This window comes from Parabacteroides sp. PFB2-10 (genome assembly GCF_029893085.1).
Classification (GTDB): Bacteria; Bacteroidota; Bacteroidia; order Bacteroidales; family Tannerellaceae; genus QVMG01.
In genome coordinates this window covers 236,997-257,861 of the sequence record NZ_JARXWI010000001.1, presented here as the reverse complement: position 1 = coordinate 257,861, position 20,865 = coordinate 236,997, and the positions used below count along the sequence as shown (strand labels likewise).

General features: G+C 45.2%; 15 protein-coding genes. 10 read left to right on the top strand and 5 right to left on the bottom strand.

Translation table 11 applies throughout. The annotated features are described in order from the left end of the window. Window position 1 precedes the first annotated feature (1 nt). A complete protein-coding gene (locus M2137_RS01115; RefSeq protein ID WP_280764616.1) occupies window positions 2-550 on the bottom strand; it encodes an RNA polymerase sigma-70 factor in 549 nt (182 codons plus the stop codon). A gap of 1,392 nt (window positions 551-1,942) precedes the next feature. Between M2137_RS01115 and M2137_RS01110 the strand changes: the two genes are divergently transcribed. From M2137_RS01110 to pnp, 6 genes are all read left to right on the top strand, one after another. Beyond that, on the top strand, window positions 1,943-2,356 hold the full coding sequence (locus M2137_RS01110) for a hypothetical protein (RefSeq protein WP_280764615.1): 414 nt from the start codon (window positions 1,943-1,945) through the stop codon (window positions 2,354-2,356). A 109-nt stretch (window positions 2,357-2,465) separates the two neighbouring features. After that, window positions 2,466-2,753, top strand: a complete 288-nt coding sequence (locus M2137_RS01105) for a hypothetical protein (RefSeq protein ID WP_280764614.1) — start codon at window positions 2,466-2,468, stop codon at window positions 2,751-2,753. A gap of 84 nt (window positions 2,754-2,837) precedes the next feature. Then, on the top strand, window positions 2,838-3,359 hold the full coding sequence (locus M2137_RS01100; protein WP_280764613.1) for a hypothetical protein: 522 nt from the start codon (window positions 2,838-2,840) through the stop codon (window positions 3,357-3,359). A 164-nt stretch (window positions 3,360-3,523) separates the two neighbouring features. Continuing rightward, a complete protein-coding gene (locus M2137_RS01095) occupies window positions 3,524-4,579 on the top strand; it encodes a tyrosine-protein phosphatase (RefSeq protein ID WP_280764612.1) in 1,056 nt (351 codons plus the stop codon). A 117-nt stretch (window positions 4,580-4,696) separates the two neighbouring features. Next, a complete protein-coding gene (locus M2137_RS01090) occupies window positions 4,697-6,463 on the top strand; it encodes a DEAD/DEAH box helicase (RefSeq protein WP_280764761.1) in 1,767 nt (588 codons plus the stop codon). A 91-nt stretch (window positions 6,464-6,554) separates the two neighbouring features. After that, window positions 6,555-8,813, top strand: coding sequence for a polyribonucleotide nucleotidyltransferase (gene pnp, locus M2137_RS01085; RefSeq protein ID WP_280764611.1), 2,259 nt, complete (start codon window positions 6,555-6,557; stop codon window positions 8,811-8,813). A gap of 124 nt (window positions 8,814-8,937) precedes the next feature. On the opposite strand, the gene M2137_RS01080 is transcribed toward pnp, so the two are convergent. Next, window positions 8,938-9,657, bottom strand: coding sequence for a hypothetical protein (locus M2137_RS01080; RefSeq protein ID WP_280764610.1), 720 nt, complete (start codon window positions 9,655-9,657; stop codon window positions 8,938-8,940). A gap of 50 nt (window positions 9,658-9,707) precedes the next feature. After that, window positions 9,708-10,721, bottom strand: coding sequence for an ATP-dependent 6-phosphofructokinase (locus tag M2137_RS01075; RefSeq protein ID WP_280764609.1), 1,014 nt, complete (start codon window positions 10,719-10,721; stop codon window positions 9,708-9,710). Between the two features lie 937 nt (window positions 10,722-11,658). Here M2137_RS01075 and M2137_RS01070 point away from each other — a divergent pair. Then, window positions 11,659-12,579: a hypothetical protein gene (locus M2137_RS01070; protein ID WP_280764608.1), complete on the top strand. Its 921-nt coding sequence runs from the start codon at window positions 11,659-11,661 to the stop codon at window positions 12,577-12,579. A 263-nt stretch (window positions 12,580-12,842) separates the two neighbouring features. Here the strand turns inward: M2137_RS01070 and M2137_RS01065 are convergent, their stop codons facing one another. Then, a complete protein-coding gene (locus M2137_RS01065) occupies window positions 12,843-13,991 on the bottom strand; it encodes a DUF6051 family protein (RefSeq protein ID WP_280764607.1) in 1,149 nt (382 codons plus the stop codon). Between the two features lie 199 nt (window positions 13,992-14,190). On the opposite strand from M2137_RS01065, the gene M2137_RS01060 reads away from it, so the two are divergent. Beyond that, window positions 14,191-15,042 carry a LytTR family DNA-binding domain-containing protein gene (locus M2137_RS01060; RefSeq protein ID WP_280764606.1) on the top strand — a complete coding sequence of 284 codons (852 nt, stop codon included), beginning with the start codon at window positions 14,191-14,193 and terminating at the stop codon, window positions 15,040-15,042. 72 nt (window positions 15,043-15,114) lie between these two features. On the opposite strand, the gene M2137_RS01055 is transcribed toward M2137_RS01060, so the two are convergent. Further along, window positions 15,115-15,768, bottom strand: coding sequence for a LysE family transporter (locus tag M2137_RS01055; protein WP_280764605.1), 654 nt, complete (start codon window positions 15,766-15,768; stop codon window positions 15,115-15,117). A 613-nt stretch (window positions 15,769-16,381) separates the two neighbouring features. Between M2137_RS01055 and M2137_RS01050 the strand changes: the two genes are divergently transcribed. Both M2137_RS01050 and M2137_RS01045 read left to right on the top strand, forming a co-directional pair. Continuing rightward, window positions 16,382-17,731, top strand: a complete 1,350-nt coding sequence (locus M2137_RS01050) for a hypothetical protein (protein WP_280764604.1) — start codon at window positions 16,382-16,384, stop codon at window positions 17,729-17,731. A 17-nt stretch (window positions 17,732-17,748) separates the two neighbouring features. Next, window positions 17,749-20,835 (top strand): fimbrial protein, encoded by a 3,087-nt coding sequence (locus M2137_RS01045; RefSeq protein ID WP_280764602.1) that lies wholly within the window; start codon window positions 17,749-17,751, stop codon window positions 20,833-20,835. Window positions 20,836-20,865: the final 30 nt, after the last annotated feature.

Genomic DNA, 20,865 nt, shown 5'->3' with positions numbered 1-20,865 from the left:
ATTAAACAAATAAAAAAATCAAATAATAATACTCTTTCAGGTAGACACGTAGTTTTTTGTACGCATTTTTCTTGAGTGTTTTCACGGTATCTTCCGAAACGCCTAAGGATTCGGCGATTTTGGCGTTCTTCATGCCTTCCATGGCTAAGCGCATCACGGCGGCCGTTTGTGGCGGTAGCCGATCGATGGCTTCGGTCAGGACGCGGTAGGTCTCCTGTTCGATCAGGTGATCGTGGAAGAAGCTCTCTTTTTTCTTTTCTAAGAATTTGTGGGCGTATTCATCGACCACTTTGTTATGCTCGAGTTCGTTGAGCGCTTTGTTGCGCACCGAAGTATAAAGGAAAGACTTGATCTGATGGAGGTAAAAGAAATCCGCGCGGATCTGCCAGAGTTTGACGAAACAATCCTGCACAATATCGGCAGCGACCGCATCGTTTTCCACATATTTATTGGCAAACAGGCAAAGAGGAACGTAGAATGTATCGAAGATGTCCCGAAAAACATCTTCTTTCGCTAAGTTAACATCTATATGATCGTTGTGTTCTTCCACCCGGTGATTTACTCTATTAACACAAATATACAAACTACTGCAAGAACTACAAAACGTTCCTCCGTAGAATGTGCTTTTTATCCTTTCATTTTACAAAATGTAAACAAACGTTAAATCGCCCATTCCCGGCGAAACCCCGAATTTACGATTTGTAATTTCGGCGGGACTTTGCGCGCAAAAAAGCGGGACTTTGGAGACAAACTCCCGGGAGAAACACTTTTTAACGTATGGATTTGTAAGTAAAATGGGCTTTTTGCTTACAATCGAGTTTTTAACATTTAAAAAAGGAGGGGTGCGAAAATAGGCGGTGAGATCTTCGGATTGGAAAGAAATTGAAGATACAAGGTATATCAGATCAGTATCTAAAAGCTCCCCTTCTTAGAAAAGAAGGGGGGGACCGCTGCTTGCAGCGGTGGGGTAATTTGAATTCTTTATAAATGTTTTTCCTATTTCTTTGATAGTCACAAATACACAAAACAGAACAAATGTGTGATTTTTAATACATCAAACTACCCCACCATCGCAAGCGATGGTCCACCCCCTTCTTTTCTAAGAAGGGGAGCCGAGATAGTTCTTTCTATAAATCTTCAATTATTACCATATTTGAATCCCCCCACTAACCGCTAATTACCTTTCTTTCCAAATCTGATCAATACTAAATCCTGTTTTTATTTGCATATTGATTTGTTTTTACATATATTTATTGTCTGTTTTTTTGAGGAAAAACTATGGAATAGTTAGAGAAAGATCTCAAAACTATAGAGACGCAGGAATGTCAAATTCGGATCAATGGTGCTGATGATATTAAAACTTATAAAGGATTGGCAATGTCATCTGATTCAGAAATTAATTCTGCCGTGGCTAGTGGTGATTATTTGGCTTTTTATGAGGATATGGCTACTAGTCATTATGGGGCAACGGGATGGTCTCTAAGTTATCAGATAGCAAACCTTGATGGAACCTTAAAATTACCAATAGAAGGGGGAGGTTTAATAAGCAAACTAAGCTTAATTATATGACAGGTATATTTTTTCATCGAACAAACAATGATGGAATTGCTTGATACAAAGGAGATAACGTCGTTTCTAAAGCTTGTCCAGCTGTTAATGCAAGAGGCAATAATTGAAGAGATGTTGAAACAATTAGGAAAATCCTCAAATATAAGAATCAGAATCAACCGATAATTTTATTGTTATGAATAGTCTTATACTGTTATTTGCTAATTTACTCTTGATATGTCAAGAGCCAGACTCTCTGATTTCTACTCCAAATATAAAAGCTTTTACCCATCCTCAATTTTTCTTTTCCCAAGATTGTGAATGCAGTAGGTTCAATTCGAATTTTCTTTGGTTTGATATATACAAATCCCCAACCAACTCTATTTTCCCATATATGAGAGCAGATGAAATAATATCATCAATCCTTCCTCCTGATTTTGAAACAGGATATTCAGTAATAATTACAGGTAAGCAAGGTGATTATTTTAGAATAAAATTCAATGAGGAAGAAAATCCTGTAGATTCTCAATGCGAAGATTGTGATTATTATGTAAAAAAGGGGACATTAGGAACTTGGGTGAAAAATTACAATGATGCTACGGATGAATACATGGACGTCCCTCTCTACGAAAAACCAACAACAAATGCTAAAATAATTGTTCAATTAAAACAAGAAGATAGTGTTGTAATAGTCTTGGATGTAGATGGTAAATGGATGTTTGTAGAAACAATATCATCAAAAAAAGAGAAAAAACGAGGTTGGCTTGACCCGAAAATGCAATTTGGAAATCCATACGGAACTCATTAAAAGATAGCAATATATATGAGAATAGACAAATCTGTGAAAAGAAATATTCATATAATCGCTCTATTTTTTTGTTGGGAGCCAGATCTCTCTCTCCTTAACCTTCGAAAGCTTGGTGAAGAAACGCTTCCTCTCGCACCGCTCGCCGGTGATCGGTTCGGCTATCAACACCTCTTCATTGAGCCAAAGCGAGACTACGGATTACATAAATAATCTTATCTTTGTTGGTGGAACCCTGAGCCATGTCTTAGGTGTTGCTTCTGGTGCTATTACAGAGGTTGCCATTGATACAACAACAGCAATCATAACGGAAGTTTCTTATGAAATGCTGGAAAAACAGCTAAGAAAAATAGATAAGTGGATAGAAGTATATACACGAGGAGTATATAAAAGAAGTTGAGATAAATAACTCGGCAAGCTTGTTTGCTACTATCAAAACTCATTTGCTTCTTTTGATAAAAAAATATTAAATGTCAATATAGTCATGAGAATAAGTATGTTTCTTCTTTTATGCGTCATGCTGTTGGCAGGAGGGTGTAGAAGCGATGACTGTAAACATAAGAAAATAATAGAATCGCTTTCTAATGAACCTCTGAATCTGGAACACCCGTCGCGTTATGAAGGATTGCACCTCTTTGTTGGCTGCGAAGATAAAAATGAGAAAAAAATAACATTCCCTCGTGTTCTAAAAATAGAATACCTGAAGAATAAGTACAGTATGAACTATAAAACTTACTTGCGAAAAATACTTAATGAAGATATACATATAGATTTACCAGAGAGTTGTTTCAGGCTTAATGCAGTTATAAGTGATAATTATGCTAAGATGAACTTTAACGCTTTTTTTTCATTGTATTGTTATGAAAACGGAAGCGTGTTTAGAATAGCTCAGAGCTTAAGCGAAAATGAAAGCCTTACTGTATTATACTATCTGTTTTTAAATGAATACTATTCTTTTTGGGATGATTATATAGGTATTTATTCTATACGGAAATTAGAAAATTAAAAGCTTTTTCCGCAAATGGAACCTCGAACTACTCCACCTTGCCGGTGATTGCCATGAATATGTAGTTGCATTGAAGTATATTGCCGGACACTAAAAATACTTAACGGGAAACCAGAATCGTTTCGAATTACTATCTTTGCGTAAATACACCGACAAAGGATACTATGAGTAAACGGATTTTTATATCATTCGTCCTGCTGGCGATCATGACCGGATGTCAGTATAATGCACCGGAAATTCAGACATTATGCTTACGCGACGGAATTGGTAATTATCTGATCAAATGGGAAACAACGCCTCCAATGGAAGGGGTCGTTAAAATATATGTATCGAATAATCCGGATAAGTTCACACGGAAAGAGCCGGCCATTTATGCAGATATCAATCAGGGGGTGGTTACCTATGTGACCAACGACAATGTAACACGCCAATATTTCCGCCTTACTTTCAACGATAAATATGGACAGGTGGTCGGGGCACGCTCCGTGCTCATGGACAATGTGCAAAACCTGCGCGACCTGGGTGGTTACGTAGGCGAAAAAAACCGGATGATCCGCTGGGGAAAGGTCTACCGGTCGGGCGATGTCAGCCGCCTGAGTTTTCAGGATTCGTTGCGGCTGAGCAATCTGCATCTCAAAACCATTATCGACCTGAGAAGCGCAGGCGAGATGAATGTTTCACCCATCACGTTCGAAGAGGCGCAGATCGTGACGCTGCCCCTGACTGTCGGGAACCTGGAGAATATCCAGCCTTTCCTACGCGAGGGCAAGATGCGCAAAGGCGATGCGACGGTCTATATGCAGGATATGTACCTGAAGTTTATCACCGACAACCACGAAGCCTTTGCCAAGGCTCTGCAGATATTCTTAGACAAGGACAATTACCCGATCCTCTTCTCCTGTTCGCTGGGCAAAGACGCGACTGGCTATCTGTCGACTCTGTTGCTTCAGCTGCTGGCTGTTCCCGATCAGATGGTGACAAGAGATTACCTGGCTTCCAACGAATATATTATCATGCAGCGCTATGCCTATATGGTACGCGATCTGAGTTTCGAATCGCAGGAGGCCATCACTACATTGCTTTCCGTAAACGAACTCTTCCTGCAACCCGTACGACAAAAAATATTGCGGGATTACACTTCGTTTGATAATTTTGTGGAAACAGCGCTTGAATTTTCAGAAAAAGACCGCGACCGACTAAAAGATATTTTGCTTTATTGATGTGAATCCGAATTATTTAGCTACCTTTGCGCCCTCTAGACATTTATAAATCATATTTTTTTGAAAACATTTGAAGAATTAGGAGTTGCCTCCCCTATATTGAAGGCAATTCAGGAAATGGGTTACGAATCGCCCATGCCGGTACAGGAGGAAGTGATTCCTTTATTACTGGGAGAAGATAACGACGTGATCGCATTGGCCCAGACGGGCACAGGTAAAACAGCCGCTTTCGGGCTTCCGATCCTGCAGAAAATAGAAATCGATCAACTCTATCCACAAGCTTTGATTTTATGTCCCACCCGTGAACTTTGTTTGCAGATTGCCGACGACCTGAACGACTATTCCAAGTATATGGAAAAGCTAAAGGTGTTGCCGGTCTACGGGGGATCGAGTATCGATAGCCAGATAAAGACATTGAAACGCGGCGTGCATGTGGTAGTAGCCACACCGGGCCGTTTGCTCGACCTATTGGAACGCAAAACAGTCGACCTGGGTATGGTCAAGAATGTGATTCTCGACGAGGCCGACGAGATGCTCAATATGGGCTTCACCGAAAGCATCAACGCCATCCTGGCACAGGTGCCCGAATCACGCAATATGCTGCTTTTCTCGGCTACCATGCCGCAGGGGATCGCCCAGATCACCCGCAAATACATGAAAAGCCCGAAAGAGATTGTGATCGGAAAGCGGAACGAAGGCAATAAAAATATCCGCCACGTCTATTATATGGTGCGCGCGCAGGATAAATATTTAGCGCTGAAACGTATTGCCGATTACTACCCCAATATCTACGGGATCATCTTCTGTCGCACGCGGAAAGAGACACAGGAGATTGCCGACAAACTGATACAGGACGGCTATAACGCCGATTCATTGCATGGTGAGCTGAGCCAACAACAACGCGACTATGTGATGCAGAAGTTCCGTATCAAGAACCTGCAATTGCTGGTAGCTACCGATGTGGCGGCACGCGGACTGGATGTAGACGACCTGACGCATGTGATCAACTACGGACTGCCCGATGATACCGAATCCTATACCCACCGTAGCGGACGCACCGGACGGGCGGGCAAGACAGGGATCTCCATCTCTATCTGCCACGTCAGGGAAAAAGGAAAGATCCGCGAGATCGAACGCATCATCAATAAGAAATTTGAAAAGGAGAATATCCCAAGTGGAAGCGCTATTTGCGAAAAGCAGTTGATGAACTTAGTCGATCAGATCGAAAAGGTGAAAGTGAACGAAGAGGAAATAGAAAATCTGATGCCTTCGATTTATCGCAAGCTGGAATGGCTCGATAAAGAGGATATCATCAAGCGGGTGGTTTCGTTGGAGTTCAACCGGATGCTCGACTACTATCGTGATGCCGATGAAATCGAAGAGGTCGACGAACGCCAGAGCCGGAAAGAGTACGGTGAAAAGGGGAATTCCGGACGCAATAGCAATGCCGGACGTCGTGTTTTTGATGCGGAAGCGGGATATACGCGTTTCTTCCTCAACTTCGGAAAGGCGGACGGACTCTATCCCAACCAACTGATCGAATTAGTCAACCGCTGCGTGCCGGGCAAGGTGCGTATCGGTAAGATCGACCTGATGGAGAACTTCTCTTTCTTTGAGGTGGAAGAATCGGAAAGCCGGCGCGTGATGGACGGCATGAACGGTTTCGAGATCGATGGCAAACGCATCTCCGTTGAACCTGCGCAAGGCAAAAAAGGTGAAGGTGGCGGACGAAAAGGCGGCGGCAGTTTTGCCCGAAAAGGGAAAGGCGGACGGAACGAAGAGGGTCATTTCTACGACCGTTTCGACAAACGCAAAAACAGCGATAAGCCCTGGAGGCGTACCGCCTCGGAAAGAGAAGCGCGGAAGAAATCCTACAAACGTTAATTTCTTTTCATTTTCATATCATTAGAGGTAAACTTTCATTACCTTTGCGAGATTTTAAGAGAGAAAAAAATATTTTAGAGTAAAGAAGATTATGCTTAATCCAATTAACAAAACGATCGATTTAGGTGATGGAAGAACCATCACGATCGAGACCGGGAAATTGGCAAAACAGGCCGACGGTTCAGTAACCGTACGCATGAACAACACCGTGTTGTTGGCCACTGTTACCGCCGCAAAAGATGCAAACCCCGGTGTGGACTTCATGCCACTGCAAGTTGAGTACAAAGAGAAATTTTCCGCTTTCGGACGGTTTCCGGGCGGTTTCACCAAGAGAGAAGGGAAGGCTTCCGACTACGAGATCCTGACGTCACGTCTGGTTGACCGTGTTCTTCGCCCCTTATTCCCGGATAACTACCACGCAGAAGTTTTTGTAAACATCATACTTTTCTCCTCCGACGGGGAAGATATGCCGGATGCACTGGCAGGTTTGGCTGCTTCGGCTGCTTTAGCTGTTTCAGATATTCCGTTCAACGGACCGATCTCTGAGGTGCGCGTAGCGCGTATCGACGGTCAGTTCGTGATCAACCCGACCTTTGCCGAACTGGAACGTGCCGATATCGACATGATGGTCGGTGCAACCATGGACAACATCATGATGGTGGAAGGCGAAATGGACGAGGTACAGGAAGCCGAAATGCTCGAAGCTATCAAGGTAGCTCACGAAGCCATCAAGCAACAGTGCCAGGTTCAGCAGGAACTGATGGAAGCTGTTGGCACCACCGTGAAGCGCGAATACGATCATGAGGTGAACGACGACGAACTGCGCAAGGATGTACGCGAGAAATGTTTCGATAAAGTATATGCCGTAGCCGTTTCAGGAAGCGACAAGCACCAGCGTGCGGATGCTTTCAAGGCGATTGTCGACGAATATAAAGCAACGTTTACGGAAGAAGAACTGGCAGAAAAGGCTGAAATGATCGGTCGTTACTACCACGATGTAGAGAAAGAAGCCATGCGCCGCGCGATCTTAGACGAAGGAAAACGTCTGGACGGCCGCAAGACAACAGAGATCCGTCCGATCTGGATCGAGACCGATTACCTGCCGGGGCCTCACGGTTCTGCCGTATTTACCCGCGGAGAAACACAATCATTGACGACCGTTACCCTGGGAACCAAGTCGGATGAGAAGATGATCGACGATGTTTTGAACCACAGCAAGGAACGTTTCCTGTTACATTATAACTTTCCTCCGTTCTCAACCGGTGAAGCCCGCCCGCAACGCGCCGTGGGACGTCGTGAGATCGGTCACGGAAACCTGGCTCATCGTGCGTTGAAACGCATGATTCCGGAAGATTATCCCTATGTGATCCGTGTTGTTTCTGATATTTTGGAGTCAAACGGTTCCTCTTCTATGGCGACAGTTTGTGCCGGAACACTGGCCTTAATGGACGCAGGGGTACAGATCAAGAAGCCGGTATCGGGTATTGCTATGGGATTGATCTCTGAAAACAAGGGACAAAACTACGCGATCCTTTCTGATATCTTAGGCGACGAAGACCACTTGGGTGATATGGACTTCAAGGTAACAGGTACTGAAAACGGTATCACTGCCACGCAGATGGACATCAAGGTAGACGGACTCTCTTACGAAATCCTGGAAAATGCGTTAGCACAGGCGAAAGCAGGACGTATGCACATCCTGGGTAAGATCACCGACGCATTGCCTGAAGCACGCGAAGACCTGAAACCGCATGCGCCACGTATCGAGAAGATGACGATCGCTAAGGAATTCATTGGTGCCGTTATCGGCCCGGGTGGAAAGATCATTCAGGGTATTCAGGAGAAGACCGGCGCTATCATCACCATCGAAGAGGTGGACGGTGTAGGTGTGATCGAGATATCCGGTACCAACAAAGATATTATCGATTCGGCTATCCGTTCGATCAAATCCATCGTGGCCGTGCCGGAAATCGGCGAAGTGTACGAAGGAAAGATCTCTTCTGTGATGCCTTATGGTGCCTTCGTTGAGTTTATGCCGGGCAAAGATGGCTTGTTGCATATCTCGGAAATCGATTGGAAACGCTTAGAAACCGTAGAACAAGCCGGTCTGCAGGAAGGCGACATCGTAGAGGTGAAGCTGGTGGATATCGATCCGAAGACAGGCAAATTCAAACTTTCTCGTAAAGTGTTGATGCCGAAACCGGAAGGGTACGAAGAACGTCCTCCTCGTGCTGATCGCGGAGACCGTGGTGATCGTGGCCCTCGTCAAGGTGGATTCGATCGCGGACCACGCAACGACCGTGGAGACCGTGGCGGAGATCGCGGAGGAAACCGCGGACCACGCTATTAAAAGAAGACCTCTCCCCCGCCCCCTCTCCACAAGAGAGGGGTGTGTTCGGAGAAACAATAACAACAAAAAAGACCTTAAAGACTTCAAAGTCTTTAAGGTCTTTTTTTATATTTTACCCCTTCCCTTAGAAAGCCCGGAAATGCAATTGCAGGTTTAAGACCGGATAGACGTTGAAGTTCTTCAGGAATTTATTGAAACTGTCCAGATCATCGCTGGCGTCTATACCTACCTGGTCGGTGATATCCTTCCCTTCCTTAATAATAAAGGTGGGAGATCCGTGGAACATGGCTCCCAGTTCGCATTTGAAGCCTACCAGGTTGTTTTTGGTGATCGATCGTCCGAAGCCGAGACCCACATAGGGTTTGAAGCCTTTAGTTTCGAGATCCGCAGATACCCTTCCGTTTTCAGGAAAAATAATCAGATCACCAATCTCTATCGCACGGCCAGCCATATCACCAGTCGATACGTGTATAATATCCGTTTTACCGACATAGAATCCGCCGGTCAGATGGATCGGCACGTTGCGGAACGGGAATATATCCGCCAACAACAAGCCATTCACCATATCCGCCTCGGCGGTCATCGGGATAGGCGCGGTGCCTTCATAATCTCCATGACGAATGATTCCGTCGTACTCGTAGTCGTAGCTGTACTTAAACATCATCACACCCGCTCGCAGGGTAAGGAAACGGGTCATCGGTGTTGCCACCTGCACACCCACCCCCATGGTCCCCGCATTGGCAGAGATCGACAGATGTTCAAATGGTTTTGCTTCGTCCTGTGCGGACACTTGTACGGCTAAGAGGGCCAATAATAACACAAAAAACAAATTAGATTTTTTCATGTAACCTTTAAATTAATGTGACAATATGTGAGTTTCAATTATACTAATTTCTATCGTCCAAACATAATCCCCATCCTTTTTCCCTGCGTGATCAGTTCGTGGTCGGGGGTCACCACGCGCAATTTACCGGCCACCTCTTCCAGTGGCACAGAGCGAACCTTATCGCCACACATACACACCATACGTCCAAACTGCCCATTGGCTACCAGTTCCGTGGCATATCCGCCCAAGCGGGTCGCCAGGTTACGGTCGAAAGGCGAAGGGTTTCCTCCGCGTTGCGTATAGCCTAACACTGTGTCACGCGTTTCAATGCCTGTCCCCTCTTCGATGGCTTTGGTGATATAATCCGCCGGTCGGCTCCCATCCGGTGTGGCGACCCCTTCGGCCGCTACGACGATCGAATAGGGTTTCCCACGGCGTGAACGTTCTAAGATGGCATCGTTTACCTTGTCCATATCGTAGCCCAATTCCGGCAAAAGGATCACATCCGCGCCTCCGGCCATGCCTGCATACAGGGCGATCCATCCGGCATGATGCCCCATCACCTCTACCACCATCACCCGCTTATGCGAACTGGCGGTGGAATGGAGCCTGTCGATTGCTTCGGTCGCGATATTCACCGCCGTATCAAAACCAAAAGAGATATCGGTGCCCCATATATCATTGTCGATTGTTTTGGGCACACCAATAATATTCAGCCCCATCTTCGAGAGCAGATGCGCTGTTTTCTGGGTTCCGTTGCCGCCGATGCAGACCACCGCATCCAGTTCCAACTCCCTGTAGTTGTTCCATACGATCTGCGGCAGGTCACTATCGGGCGATTTCAGCCGTTTGCGCAATCCCTTTTCACGGGAGGTACCCAGGATAGTTCCCCCCAGATTCAGGATGCCCGAGAGGGTTCGCTCGGTAAACACCTCCACATCTTTGGTAATAAGCCCCGAATAGCCCCGGTGAATACCGACCACCTCCATGCCGTAATGCATCAAAGCCGTCTTCCCGACTCCCCGGATCGTTGCGTTGATACCCGGGCAATCACCTCCTGCAGAAAGAATACCTATTTTCATCTGAACAGCTGTTTGTTGGGAACAAAGATAATGAAAATGAATAAATCACCTCCTGTCATAGTAAAAGAAGCCAATATTTACAAAATCGCTGCGTTTTGCACTGATTGACAATTATCGATCAATTGTTTGATAATTATCGTTTAATTGTTTGACAATTGTCAATTAATACGTTGACAATTGTCAATCAATGGAAAACTTAGCGATTTTGCAGAAAATCAAGGCGTTACAATTCATTGTTTCATTCGTGTCGAATATGCATAGTGTTGATCTTCGAATATGGGAATATGTGAAGGTGGGGGATATATATTCATGGCTGAAGGCCACAGTGGGTCTGAAAGGCCGAGTCCCGGCGGGACGATGACTTAGCCCACGGGTAAGCAGGCCGAAGGTCTGCGCCACCCTGGGTTAAAGAGCCTATAAACAATGAGTTCTGAAGGAACGAAAGAAGGAATCCAATATTCACAGACTCTATCACCACATATCCTATCATAGCATCTATCGTTCCTTCAGAACTCGATTTCTTATATTGTTATGATACCCAGGGTGGCGCAGACCTTCGGCCTGCTTACCCTGGGCTAAGTCATCGTCCCTCCGGGACTCGGCCTTCCAGGCCCGCTGTGACCTTCAGTCATACCACTTTTGAGATCTTAAAACCTTCCAATCCTTTCCTTTTTGAATCTCTTTCCCCCTCACAAGCCATCCTAAAAATCAAAAAAACAAACAAATTACATCCGGGAACCCCCTTAATCAGCGAAATTTTGCTTCAGAGGGAATGATATTCCTATCATTATGGAGGGTAAAATTATCAAAGGATGCAAATAGGTAGAAACACCGCTGAAAGTTGAAGTTTTCACCTATCTCCCCCTAACGGAACCCGCCATATCTTTGCATCAGAAAGTTTAGACAAAAAGAAATTACCGTTTTAAAAATTACCGTCATGAGATTCTTAAATGTATTATTAGCCGTTTCATTTTTATCAGTAGCATTCGTATCATGTTCAATGGAAGATGATATGCTTAATGTTGTTCCCGCATCTGAAACAGCTGTTGTTTCTGCAGACGATACTCAATTATATGTTTCTTTCAATGTAGCTGATTCAGACGTTGCAACCCGCACATCTGTTTCAAGCGCATCTGTTGTTGTTTTTGAAGGCAACAATGTATACTTCGCACAGGATAACGTAACCAGCTTCGAAGATGTGAAAGTTTTACTGAAGACTAATCGCGCATACGAAGTATATGTAGTAGCTAACACGTCTACTTCTTTCGAAGGTCTGGCAACAAGAGAAGCGGTTATGAACCAACCTTTACACGCTAACGACCTGGCTAACCTGGTGAAAAGCGGTTCCAGCAACTTTACATTTGCTAAAGGACAAGGTTTCGAAACAATCGCTGAAGCTTCTAAAAACGTAGAAACAGTTAACATCCACCTGTATCAGCTGACAGCTCAGGTTCAACTGAAACAATTCAATGTAAATGTAAAAGAAAACACTTATGGAACAGTAGTTTTGACAGGCGTTAAATTGATCAACAAGAACACTGCAAGAACTTTAAATGCAACAGGCGCTTCTTTCACTAACGAATCAGTTAACTCTTTAGAAGCAGCTTCTTTCGTAACTTACCCGAACAACGACAAAAACAACCTGACTGCTATGGAACTGACTTTCACAGTAGACGGAAAAGAAGATTCAAGAACATACACTATCAACCATAAAGATGGCAAATTCGTTGAAGCTGGTAACATCTACCAACTGCACGTAACTGTAAATGTTGTAGGTAGCAGCGTTGATTGCTCAGTAAAATGTAACGTACTGGATTGGCAGTACAACGAATTCGAAACTTCTTTAGTAGAACTTTAATTGAACACAAGATATACAAAAATTGAGGATATTGAGGGATATCCGAAAAGAGGGTAAAAAACAATCAGCTTTTAAATGGGCAAAAATATAATAAACAGCGGTAAATAAGGGAAATGCGATAAACAGAGGATAAGCGATATAAGGTCCAAAAATGCGATAATAAGGAAATTATGTAAATCAGATTAGAAAAATAACTAAGATCGTGACGAACTAACTTTCTACCGTCCCCCTGCTCCAGCGATGGAATCAGGGGGATTCTTTTTTCAGAGAAGAAACGAGGCCGCTTTGCCAAATACGGTTCGGAAGGCATCGTCTACCTGCTCTTTCTCTTTTGCTCCTTGTAGAGGAAACGGCACCTGATGGGTATAGGGAAACGGGAAATCCAGTTCTTCCAATATCTTATGCGCTGCCTTTCCCAAAGCTTTCCGGATGCCCGCTGTCGGCATCACCCGATCCTGTTTCAGGGAGATCGCCCGGATGCGGTGGCAAGCCTGCGCGAAAAACGATTCACGCTCCGTTTGTAAATGATCCGGACGTATCATCGCCCTAAACGCCTTTTCAAAATCATCTTCGCGAAAGCTCTGAGGCAGATTCCCATATTGCAGGAAATCGGTCATATAGTAATGGGTCAACCGTTCATAGGCCTCTTTATCCATAATATCGCGGGCGTTACCATTCATCTCGGAAAAGATAGAACCTCCGCAAAACATAAACAGCCGGGTATCCCGGAACAGATCGTTCGGGTTGGCCAGCAACACCACCTGCGACAACAAGGCGCCGATGGAATAGGCCAATAGATCGATATGCGTATGTGGGGCAAACAACGGATGCTCGCCATCGGTTATCTCTTGCGCCAATTGGCAAAGATTAAACACTGACTCACGCCCGGAAGCATAGAAACGCAACGGATGGCGCGAGAGGCGACTGCTCAGGGCCACATTGGCGAAGGTCAGGTTGTCGTTATCGGCCACCTCCTGCCGCCGGAGAGTCACCCAGGGAAGAATATCCCGCGGATTCGACCACAGCTTCGGGCTCCGGTTCATGTGGAAAGCAATCGGGAAGAGAATCACGGGCTTTCCCGTTTCCCTGACCAGAAACTCCGCCCAGGTGAGGTATTTGTTCCAGTTGCGCTCATTCAGGCCATGAAGCAGGATAATCGCCTGATCATATTGCTTTTCCCGGCAAGGGGCAAAAACGGAATAATTAAACGCCTTGTTTTCGAGGATATGATCATCGGTCTGGGGACAAAATCCGGCGGTCGCCAGCTCCTGCTGGAATGCCTGTATCTCCCGGTCGCCGTTTTTTTGTGTGAACCGGAACGGAATGATCTCCTGTCGGCTGTCGGCCACAGAGACCCTCTTTTCATACGAAAAAAGTTTGCTTAGCAATTGGGTACGTGAGAAAAGATCCATAGACTCATGATTGTTTGAAAGCAAATAAAGCGTAGAAAAGAGAATCTGCCAAATGAAAGGGGGCGACCGTTGTTAAGGGGGATAAAAGGGGCGATTCAGGGATGAAATTCGTTTATACGGGGTGAAAATAGAGGGTGGTGAAAGGAGGTGGTAGGATTTGTTTTCGTATGTTTGTAAAGTAAACAGACAAAGTAGGCGCATGGACGAACTCCTGAAGCAAAAGATCCCTCCCTATATCTACAGCCGCCAGAACAGCATCAAGCTGATTCTCTGGACTGCCTTTTTTGCTTTGGTGTTTATCAATATCTACAAACCGTTTAATTCCCCCTCCTGGTATCCGGTATCGGAATTCAAATTCTTCGTCTTCTCAAGCCTGGTGATCCTGACCGGGGTATTGGTGGTGGTGATCAGCCGCATTATCATGTATCACCGGGGGAAAAAGCATGATATAACAGCCGGGAGATATGGGGTATGGATATTGCTGGAAATTCTTTGTATGTCGCTGTTTTACACCATCTATACACTGTCGCTGAATCCGGAGCGCGAGTGGCTGAGCGCCTTCAAGGAGTCGGCCATCAACACCAGCTTAGTGTTATTGATCCCTTACTTTGTGCTTCACCTGCTTTTCGCTTATCAGGAAAAAGAGAGCCGCTTGCGCGAGTTGGAGGAGGGAAACGCCGAAACCACCCGGAAACAGGAAGTGATCTCCTTTTACGATGAGAAAAACGAACTCCGCCTCTCGGTCAGGCGCGATCACCTGCTTTACCTGGAATCAGCCGACAACTACGTTTGCATCTGGTACCTCAACAAAGGACAGCTCGCCAAATTCATGTTGCGCAATTCACTAAAAAATATGGAAGAGCACCTGGCATCGACCAATATACTTCGCTGCCATCGCTCCTATATGGTCAATTTCGATCAGGTGAAAGTATTGCGTCGCGAAAAAGATGGCATCTACCTGGAGCTGGGCATCGAAAAAGTGCCCGACATCCCCATCTCCAAAACATACAGTGAAAAAGCCACCCATTGGTTTATGACCTGGTCGTCCTGAAAAAACAATCCACATTCGAAAAAACAACGTTTGCTTCGCGAAGTGTAATGCAAAAGGCAATAGGGGAAAAGATCAGATAGATAAGGTTGGCAAATGAAAATAAGCCGATAGGAATACGGATAACAGGCCGAAGAGGGAAAGGATGATGATGATGGTTCCGACGATCCGGTTCATCAGCCAAATGCCGCGTATATTGAACCAACGTCTTAGTTTGGCCACGATATAGGTCACAACAAACCACCATAATACCGCGCCAAAGCCAACGGCAGCCACGCCCACCAGCGCTTTTGCCACGGAATAATCGGCTCGCACGAAACCGAAGCGGGCAAAAAGTCCGATATATAAAAGAACAATCAATACGTTGCTGAGGGTAAGCAGGAAAGCGGAGATGAAGTCCTGTGTGAAGGATAATTTATTTTCTTGTTGTTTCCGAAGCCCTTTGACGGGGTTGCTCCGGTAAATATAATAACCAAAACCGGCTAAGACTAAGCTTCCGATCACCTGAAGATAGTCGTGATTGCTTTCTACGAAGCTAACCACCATCCCCATGGCCATGCTTGTTACTGCCGCATAAAGGATATCCGAGAGGGCAGCGCCCAGCCCCGTGACAAATCCATGCCACCGCCCTTTATTCAGCGTACGCCGAATAACCAGCATGCCTATGGGTCCCATAGGTGCGGAGACAAGAATCCCTATCAATAACCCTTTACCAATTAGTTCGATCATGCAGAATGCGTTTTCTGTCTTGTTGCTGCAAAGATAGCCATTCCATGAGAAAAATAGTATAATCATATCAAAAAGGGGTATCCGGAGAGGCGGACAGGTAGCAGAGGATAACGGGTTATATCCCTCTCTCAGGAGAGAAATAAAGGCAAGAAGAAGAGGCATGAAAGTTAATTATGGTTAATTCTTCAAGAAGGCTATTTTCCTCAAGCTATGAAATTCAATGGCTGAAGAATTTGTGTAAACTTCATTATTCGAGACCCCCTTTTTTACACCATCTTATTTGCTTATTTTTGACCCGCTTAAATAAAAAAACTAAATAGAGAATTCCGTTTATGGCCATAGTTTTATATTATAGATATATAATATAAGGAGACTTCTATAAAAGAAAAAGTCAAGAAAATGTAATATGAAAGAAAAAGTGTGCTTAAGCGTCGCATTATTGACGTTTTTGTTTGTTGTGTCATGTCATCACGAGGAAGGCCCTATAAACCAATCTGGTAACACAACGTTTGATTTAGTGCTCCAATCTACGGCAATTCAAAGCCGTGCGATAAATGAACAAGGGAATTATGAATATGCCAGCGCTTCGGAATTGAAAATTAATACATGTTTTGTGGCGATTTTTGATAAACAATCGGGGAAGCGATTGTTTTATAAAGAGGCCTCTTTAAATGCCGTCAATCCGGACGATCGGCTCATTGTGGAAGACAAAACAGATGATCCCGAAAACCCGGCAACACCGACCTACAAGATATCCAACATCGATGCGAAACCAGGCAATGTCAATATTGTGGTGATTGCCAATTCAGCCCGAACGGATCTTGCTTCGTATAAAACGTATGGGGAGCTGACCAATTCGACTGTTTTCGAGCAAACCCAGTTTACAGCCACCTACGATCCGAGTAACTTAGTGAAGGTCGGCGATATGGAATACACGATCCAGTCGGGCACGCATGTGATAGTCGTCCCACTAACCCAGTTGGCGGCTCGTGTAGACTTTAACCTGAAGGTGACGATCGAGCCGGAACCGATCGACGATTCGTATGATTATTTCTTCACGCCACAGATGCTGGAATATTTGCGTTTGTCTTCATTAGTGCCTGCTACGAACCCTATACCGGTAGGATGGCTGTTTGACAAGCAGATTAAAGGCTGGTCCTGCAGCAGCGACCCGGGTGTGGCGCATGATATCTGGTATGGAGAGGGCAATAACCGGAAGAATTATAAGGATGATAAAAATGTATTGAAGGTGCATGTAAACAGAGCCTATTTCGACCGGATCGAAAGGTCGTATGCTTATGCGCTAGCGATCGAGAAGATCACGATTGAAAATATTCAAACGAAAACCTCGCTGGTACTGCCTGCTTTGGATGCGAATTATGATATGGCGGTTAATATGTATCAGACCGATTTCCTGCTACCAGCCTGGCAAAAGCAATACACGACCCCTCTCTTGACGACAAACGCAAAGATCACCTTCTACACGTATGAAAAAGAGCCTTACTTTAATGCGCCTGAAGCGGGAGCCATCAGAGTAGAGGTGGAAGGGACACTAACCCAAGGTGTTAAAGAGAAGAAAGTGCGCTATAAGAATGAAAACGGTGCTTATGGCCTTTGGCTCGATGAATATGGAGTGCCTGTAGGCGAAATGGCAAAAGCGGAAAACTTTGTGATTGTCAATCAGCATGAGTTTGTCCGGGATGAGGATGTCGCACCCAACGAAAAGTTTAGTACGGAGGAATACAAAATGGAATTCCCTAAGAAATACCAGGTTTACATTGATCCCGTAAAGGGGGGGAAGAACAATACCTATGGTTTGGTTCACGGGAATTTATATGATGTAACGGCCAAGATCAGCAAAGCGCCAGAACCCCCTGAAAAAGAGGACGAGATCATTGTTGATCTGGAATATAAAGTGACAAATTGGGTAGGAAAAACGGTAGACCTGCCGGTTTTTGAATAAATAAAATAATCTGTAAGATGAAAACAATACATTCAACAATATATATATTATGCCTGCTGTTTGCCGGGATGAGCCTGTTCCAGTCATGTGCGGAGGAGGCATCCTATGGGCAGGATGTGGCAGAGGTGAAAGAGGGGATTGCCATTTCTTTAGACCTGCCTTATGGAGTGAATAGCCCGATGGTGCAAACCAAGAGCGATAATGAGACAGAAGTATACGACCTCTATGTGATTGTGTTCGACAGAAATGGCAACTACAAACAAAAAAAGTATTTTACGGAGGCCGATCTGAAAACCAATAAACTGACTCTTGAAACCACAACAGGCACGAAGCGTCTTTTCGCCGTAGCCAATGTGGGGTCGAACAACTTCAATAATTCGCCGGGTGACCTGAAAGCGCAGATCGACGCCTTTTTTGCTTCCGGAAGCAAGACCCTGGCTGAATGGTTGGGCGAAAGCGCTACGATGGCGGATAACTATACGGGATGGACTTCGCTCGAGTTTTTGTTGAGCGGCCGTTTCGGTAAGCCCGGAGCAGACGGACGGGTCGATCCCTCCGGATTATGCCTGTTCGATATGGATCAGCAAGGCAAGGGTGTTATCAAGCAAAGCAATGGTACGGCTTTGACCCCGGACTGTAAGATCTGGCTGGATCGCACGATCTCTTCCGTTACCTTCAACATCAAAGGCTATAAAGACGCCCAACGGGAGGTGATCTTCCACCCGATCTCCTGGGAAATACGCAATCTGCCCCGTACGGTACTCTTCTACAACGATTATGTGCGGGATATGACCGGGAAGAACAAAGAAGGGAAATATTTTACTACGGATACCTTTACGCCCGATCCCGATCAGTTTGACGGCAAGATACAGAATGGTTCTTTTCAGTTTTATATGCTGGAAAACGGCCAATTGGATAATCCTTTCAGCGGAAGCGGCTCTTTAAATGACCTGCGTAAGACCCATGCGCCGGGGAAAACGGCCATGATTGTGCTCAAGGGAGAATACGAAGGGAAGGAAACCAATCCGTTATTGCCCGGAAACCCGACGCAAACGGCTAAGGCCAACGTGACCTATTATATCCCGTTAGGCTTTGTGTATGGCGATAATCCGGCGTTTGATTTTAGCGTGCGACGCAATCACAAATACACCTATAATGTGACGGTGAAATCGGTAAACAGTATCATTATCGAAGCCACAGGCGAGAAACCCTCCTCCAGTGGTGATGGTGACGTGGTCTTCAAAGATGGTATCACCATCGAATTAGATGCTCATTACTCACGTATTCCATTGACATTCAAGAAAAGTGAACTGATTGACCAAAATGGCTACTATTTCTGTTCGGTGAAAACAGCCAAAACAGGATGGAGAGAGACCTTTATCACCAATGATCCGAGTAAACAAAACGATGCGAATGCAGATATCGATTGGGTGCTGTTTGCGGAGAAGTCGGTGATCGACGGTAGGGAGACCGGAAATTCAAAACCATTCGGTCCCAACTTCTCAGACCCCAATGATTATGCTGCCAATAATGCAAAGGGATGTTTATATACGGTTCGTGATCTGATGAACTTGTATGCCGCGAATCACAAGCAAATGCCCGAAACAGTTACTTTCTATGCCTATGTAAACGAACATACATATAAACCAAGCGACAACATCGCCATGGATCAGTACCTCTGTTTCCGTTCGGATATGTTGTCGAGCCGCACACGCAGCATGAAGATAGGGTTGAAGGCGGCCTACCGAAGAGAAAATGATACCGATTATAACAGTTCGGTGATCTCTGCCAAATACGTTCTCGACCAATTGCCTATCGTCACCATCTTCGATGTGCAAAAGAAGCAGGTGAAAGAGGGACAGTTCTGGGGACTGGAATGTATCAATGAAAATGTACCGGCAGCCTATTACACCCGGAATTCAACTCAGGCCGATTTCGATTACAAAGCGATTGATTGCGCCATTCCGTATGGAATATCCTTAGCAAAGCCATCTGTTTCCGGAGATTATGACGGAAGAGATCAAATGATAAAAGAGATAAACACTATTCCTGCGCTTAAAAATGTGGGGGCATGGTTTAACTCCCGGATCATGGGTGATAAACGAGCTGACGGAACATGGGATCAACATAAGGCACAAGCTTTTGCCGCCTGTATGAGTCGTAACCGCGATAAAAACGGAAACGGTCTGATCGACGAGAATGAGATAGAATGGTATCTGCCCTCGATCAATCAATACCAGCATTTCTGGGTAGGCACCAACGCCGTGCCTGAGCGGGTCACCCTCTATCCGCAGGAGATACGCGAATGGAACTACGCCCAGCGAGGAAAGGGACAGAAGCGGGAGACCTTTGCCTATTATGCCAGTGGCGGACACTCTTTCCAGGCAGATGAAGGAAGCGCTGTCAGAAGATGGGAGGATAAAGGAGAAAGCTGGCGAAAAAAGCACGTACGTTGCGCACGAAATATCACGGCCAGTACCGCTACTCCTGCGAAAGTGGAGATAGGTACGGTGGTAGAAAACAGCATGAATGGCTATATTGTGATCGATGCCAGTAGCCTAACGACCTCTTCGCATCGTCCGGATGCTATCTTTACCAACCGCACACTGCCTCCTCATAATGAATATGATCCGGAGAACAGGTTGTATACCAAAATTGCCGTGCGAAAACCGGCAAAATCCACCACCTATACGACCTGGATTGCATTGGCTAATGCTGTCAGAGACGGCCATAATCCGTGCGATGTATACAATACCGGAGTCACAGAGATGGATCGGGGATGGCGTCCTCCCAATCAGCGTGAATTAGTACTTATCACTACCATTGGGAATAGCTATTATCCTTTTCCGAATACCAGTATCTTGTTTGCCTCTACCTATTCTTCCATGTGGGACTGGACAAAGAAAAGTGGCACATTCGGCGGAGAACCCTTAGCTCTGAAAAGAGAAAAAGAAGGGGCTGATGATGAGAAATATAATATGCGTTACGGATATTTCTTTAACGGATCGATAAAAACTCCGCAAATGCAGCTTCCTTATCCTGGTTTTGAAGTTAATTCTTTTACTTCGGTGATAAACGTCCGCTGCGTAAAGGATATGAAATAAGAAATAGCCCTTTGTGAAAAGCGCCCCCTA

Bases quoted from the DNA above. Each gene is read 5' to 3' on its own strand.
- M2137_RS01075 (WP_280764609.1), bottom strand. From the start codon at position 10,721: ATGAAAATAGGTATTCTTTCTGCAGGAGGTGATTGCCCGGGTATCAAC.
- M2137_RS01060 (WP_280764606.1), top strand. From the start codon at position 14,191: ATGGACGAACTCCTGAAGCAAAAGATCCCTCCCTATATCTACAGCCGC.
- M2137_RS01110 (WP_280764615.1), top strand. From the start codon at position 1,943: ATGAGAGCAGATGAAATAATATCATCAATCCTTCCTCCTGATTTTGAA.
- M2137_RS01070 (WP_280764608.1), top strand. From the start codon at position 11,659: ATGAGATTCTTAAATGTATTATTAGCCGTTTCATTTTTATCAGTAGCA.
- M2137_RS01100 (WP_280764613.1), top strand. From the start codon at position 2,838: ATGAGAATAAGTATGTTTCTTCTTTTATGCGTCATGCTGTTGGCAGGA.
- M2137_RS01055 (WP_280764605.1), bottom strand. From the start codon at position 15,768: ATGATCGAACTAATTGGTAAAGGGTTATTGATAGGGATTCTTGTCTCC.
- M2137_RS01045 (WP_280764602.1), top strand. From the start codon at position 17,749: ATGAAAACAATACATTCAACAATATATATATTATGCCTGCTGTTTGCC.
- M2137_RS01080 (WP_280764610.1), bottom strand. From the start codon at position 9,657: ATGAAAAAATCTAATTTGTTTTTTGTGTTATTATTGGCCCTCTTAGCC.
- M2137_RS01095 (WP_280764612.1), top strand. From the start codon at position 3,524: ATGAGTAAACGGATTTTTATATCATTCGTCCTGCTGGCGATCATGACC.
- pnp (WP_280764611.1), top strand. From the start codon at position 6,555: ATGCTTAATCCAATTAACAAAACGATCGATTTAGGTGATGGAAGAACC.
- M2137_RS01065 (WP_280764607.1), bottom strand. From the start codon at position 13,991: ATGGATCTTTTCTCACGTACCCAATTGCTAAGCAAACTTTTTTCGTAT.
- M2137_RS01090 (WP_280764761.1), top strand. From the start codon at position 4,697: ATGGGTTACGAATCGCCCATGCCGGTACAGGAGGAAGTGATTCCTTTA.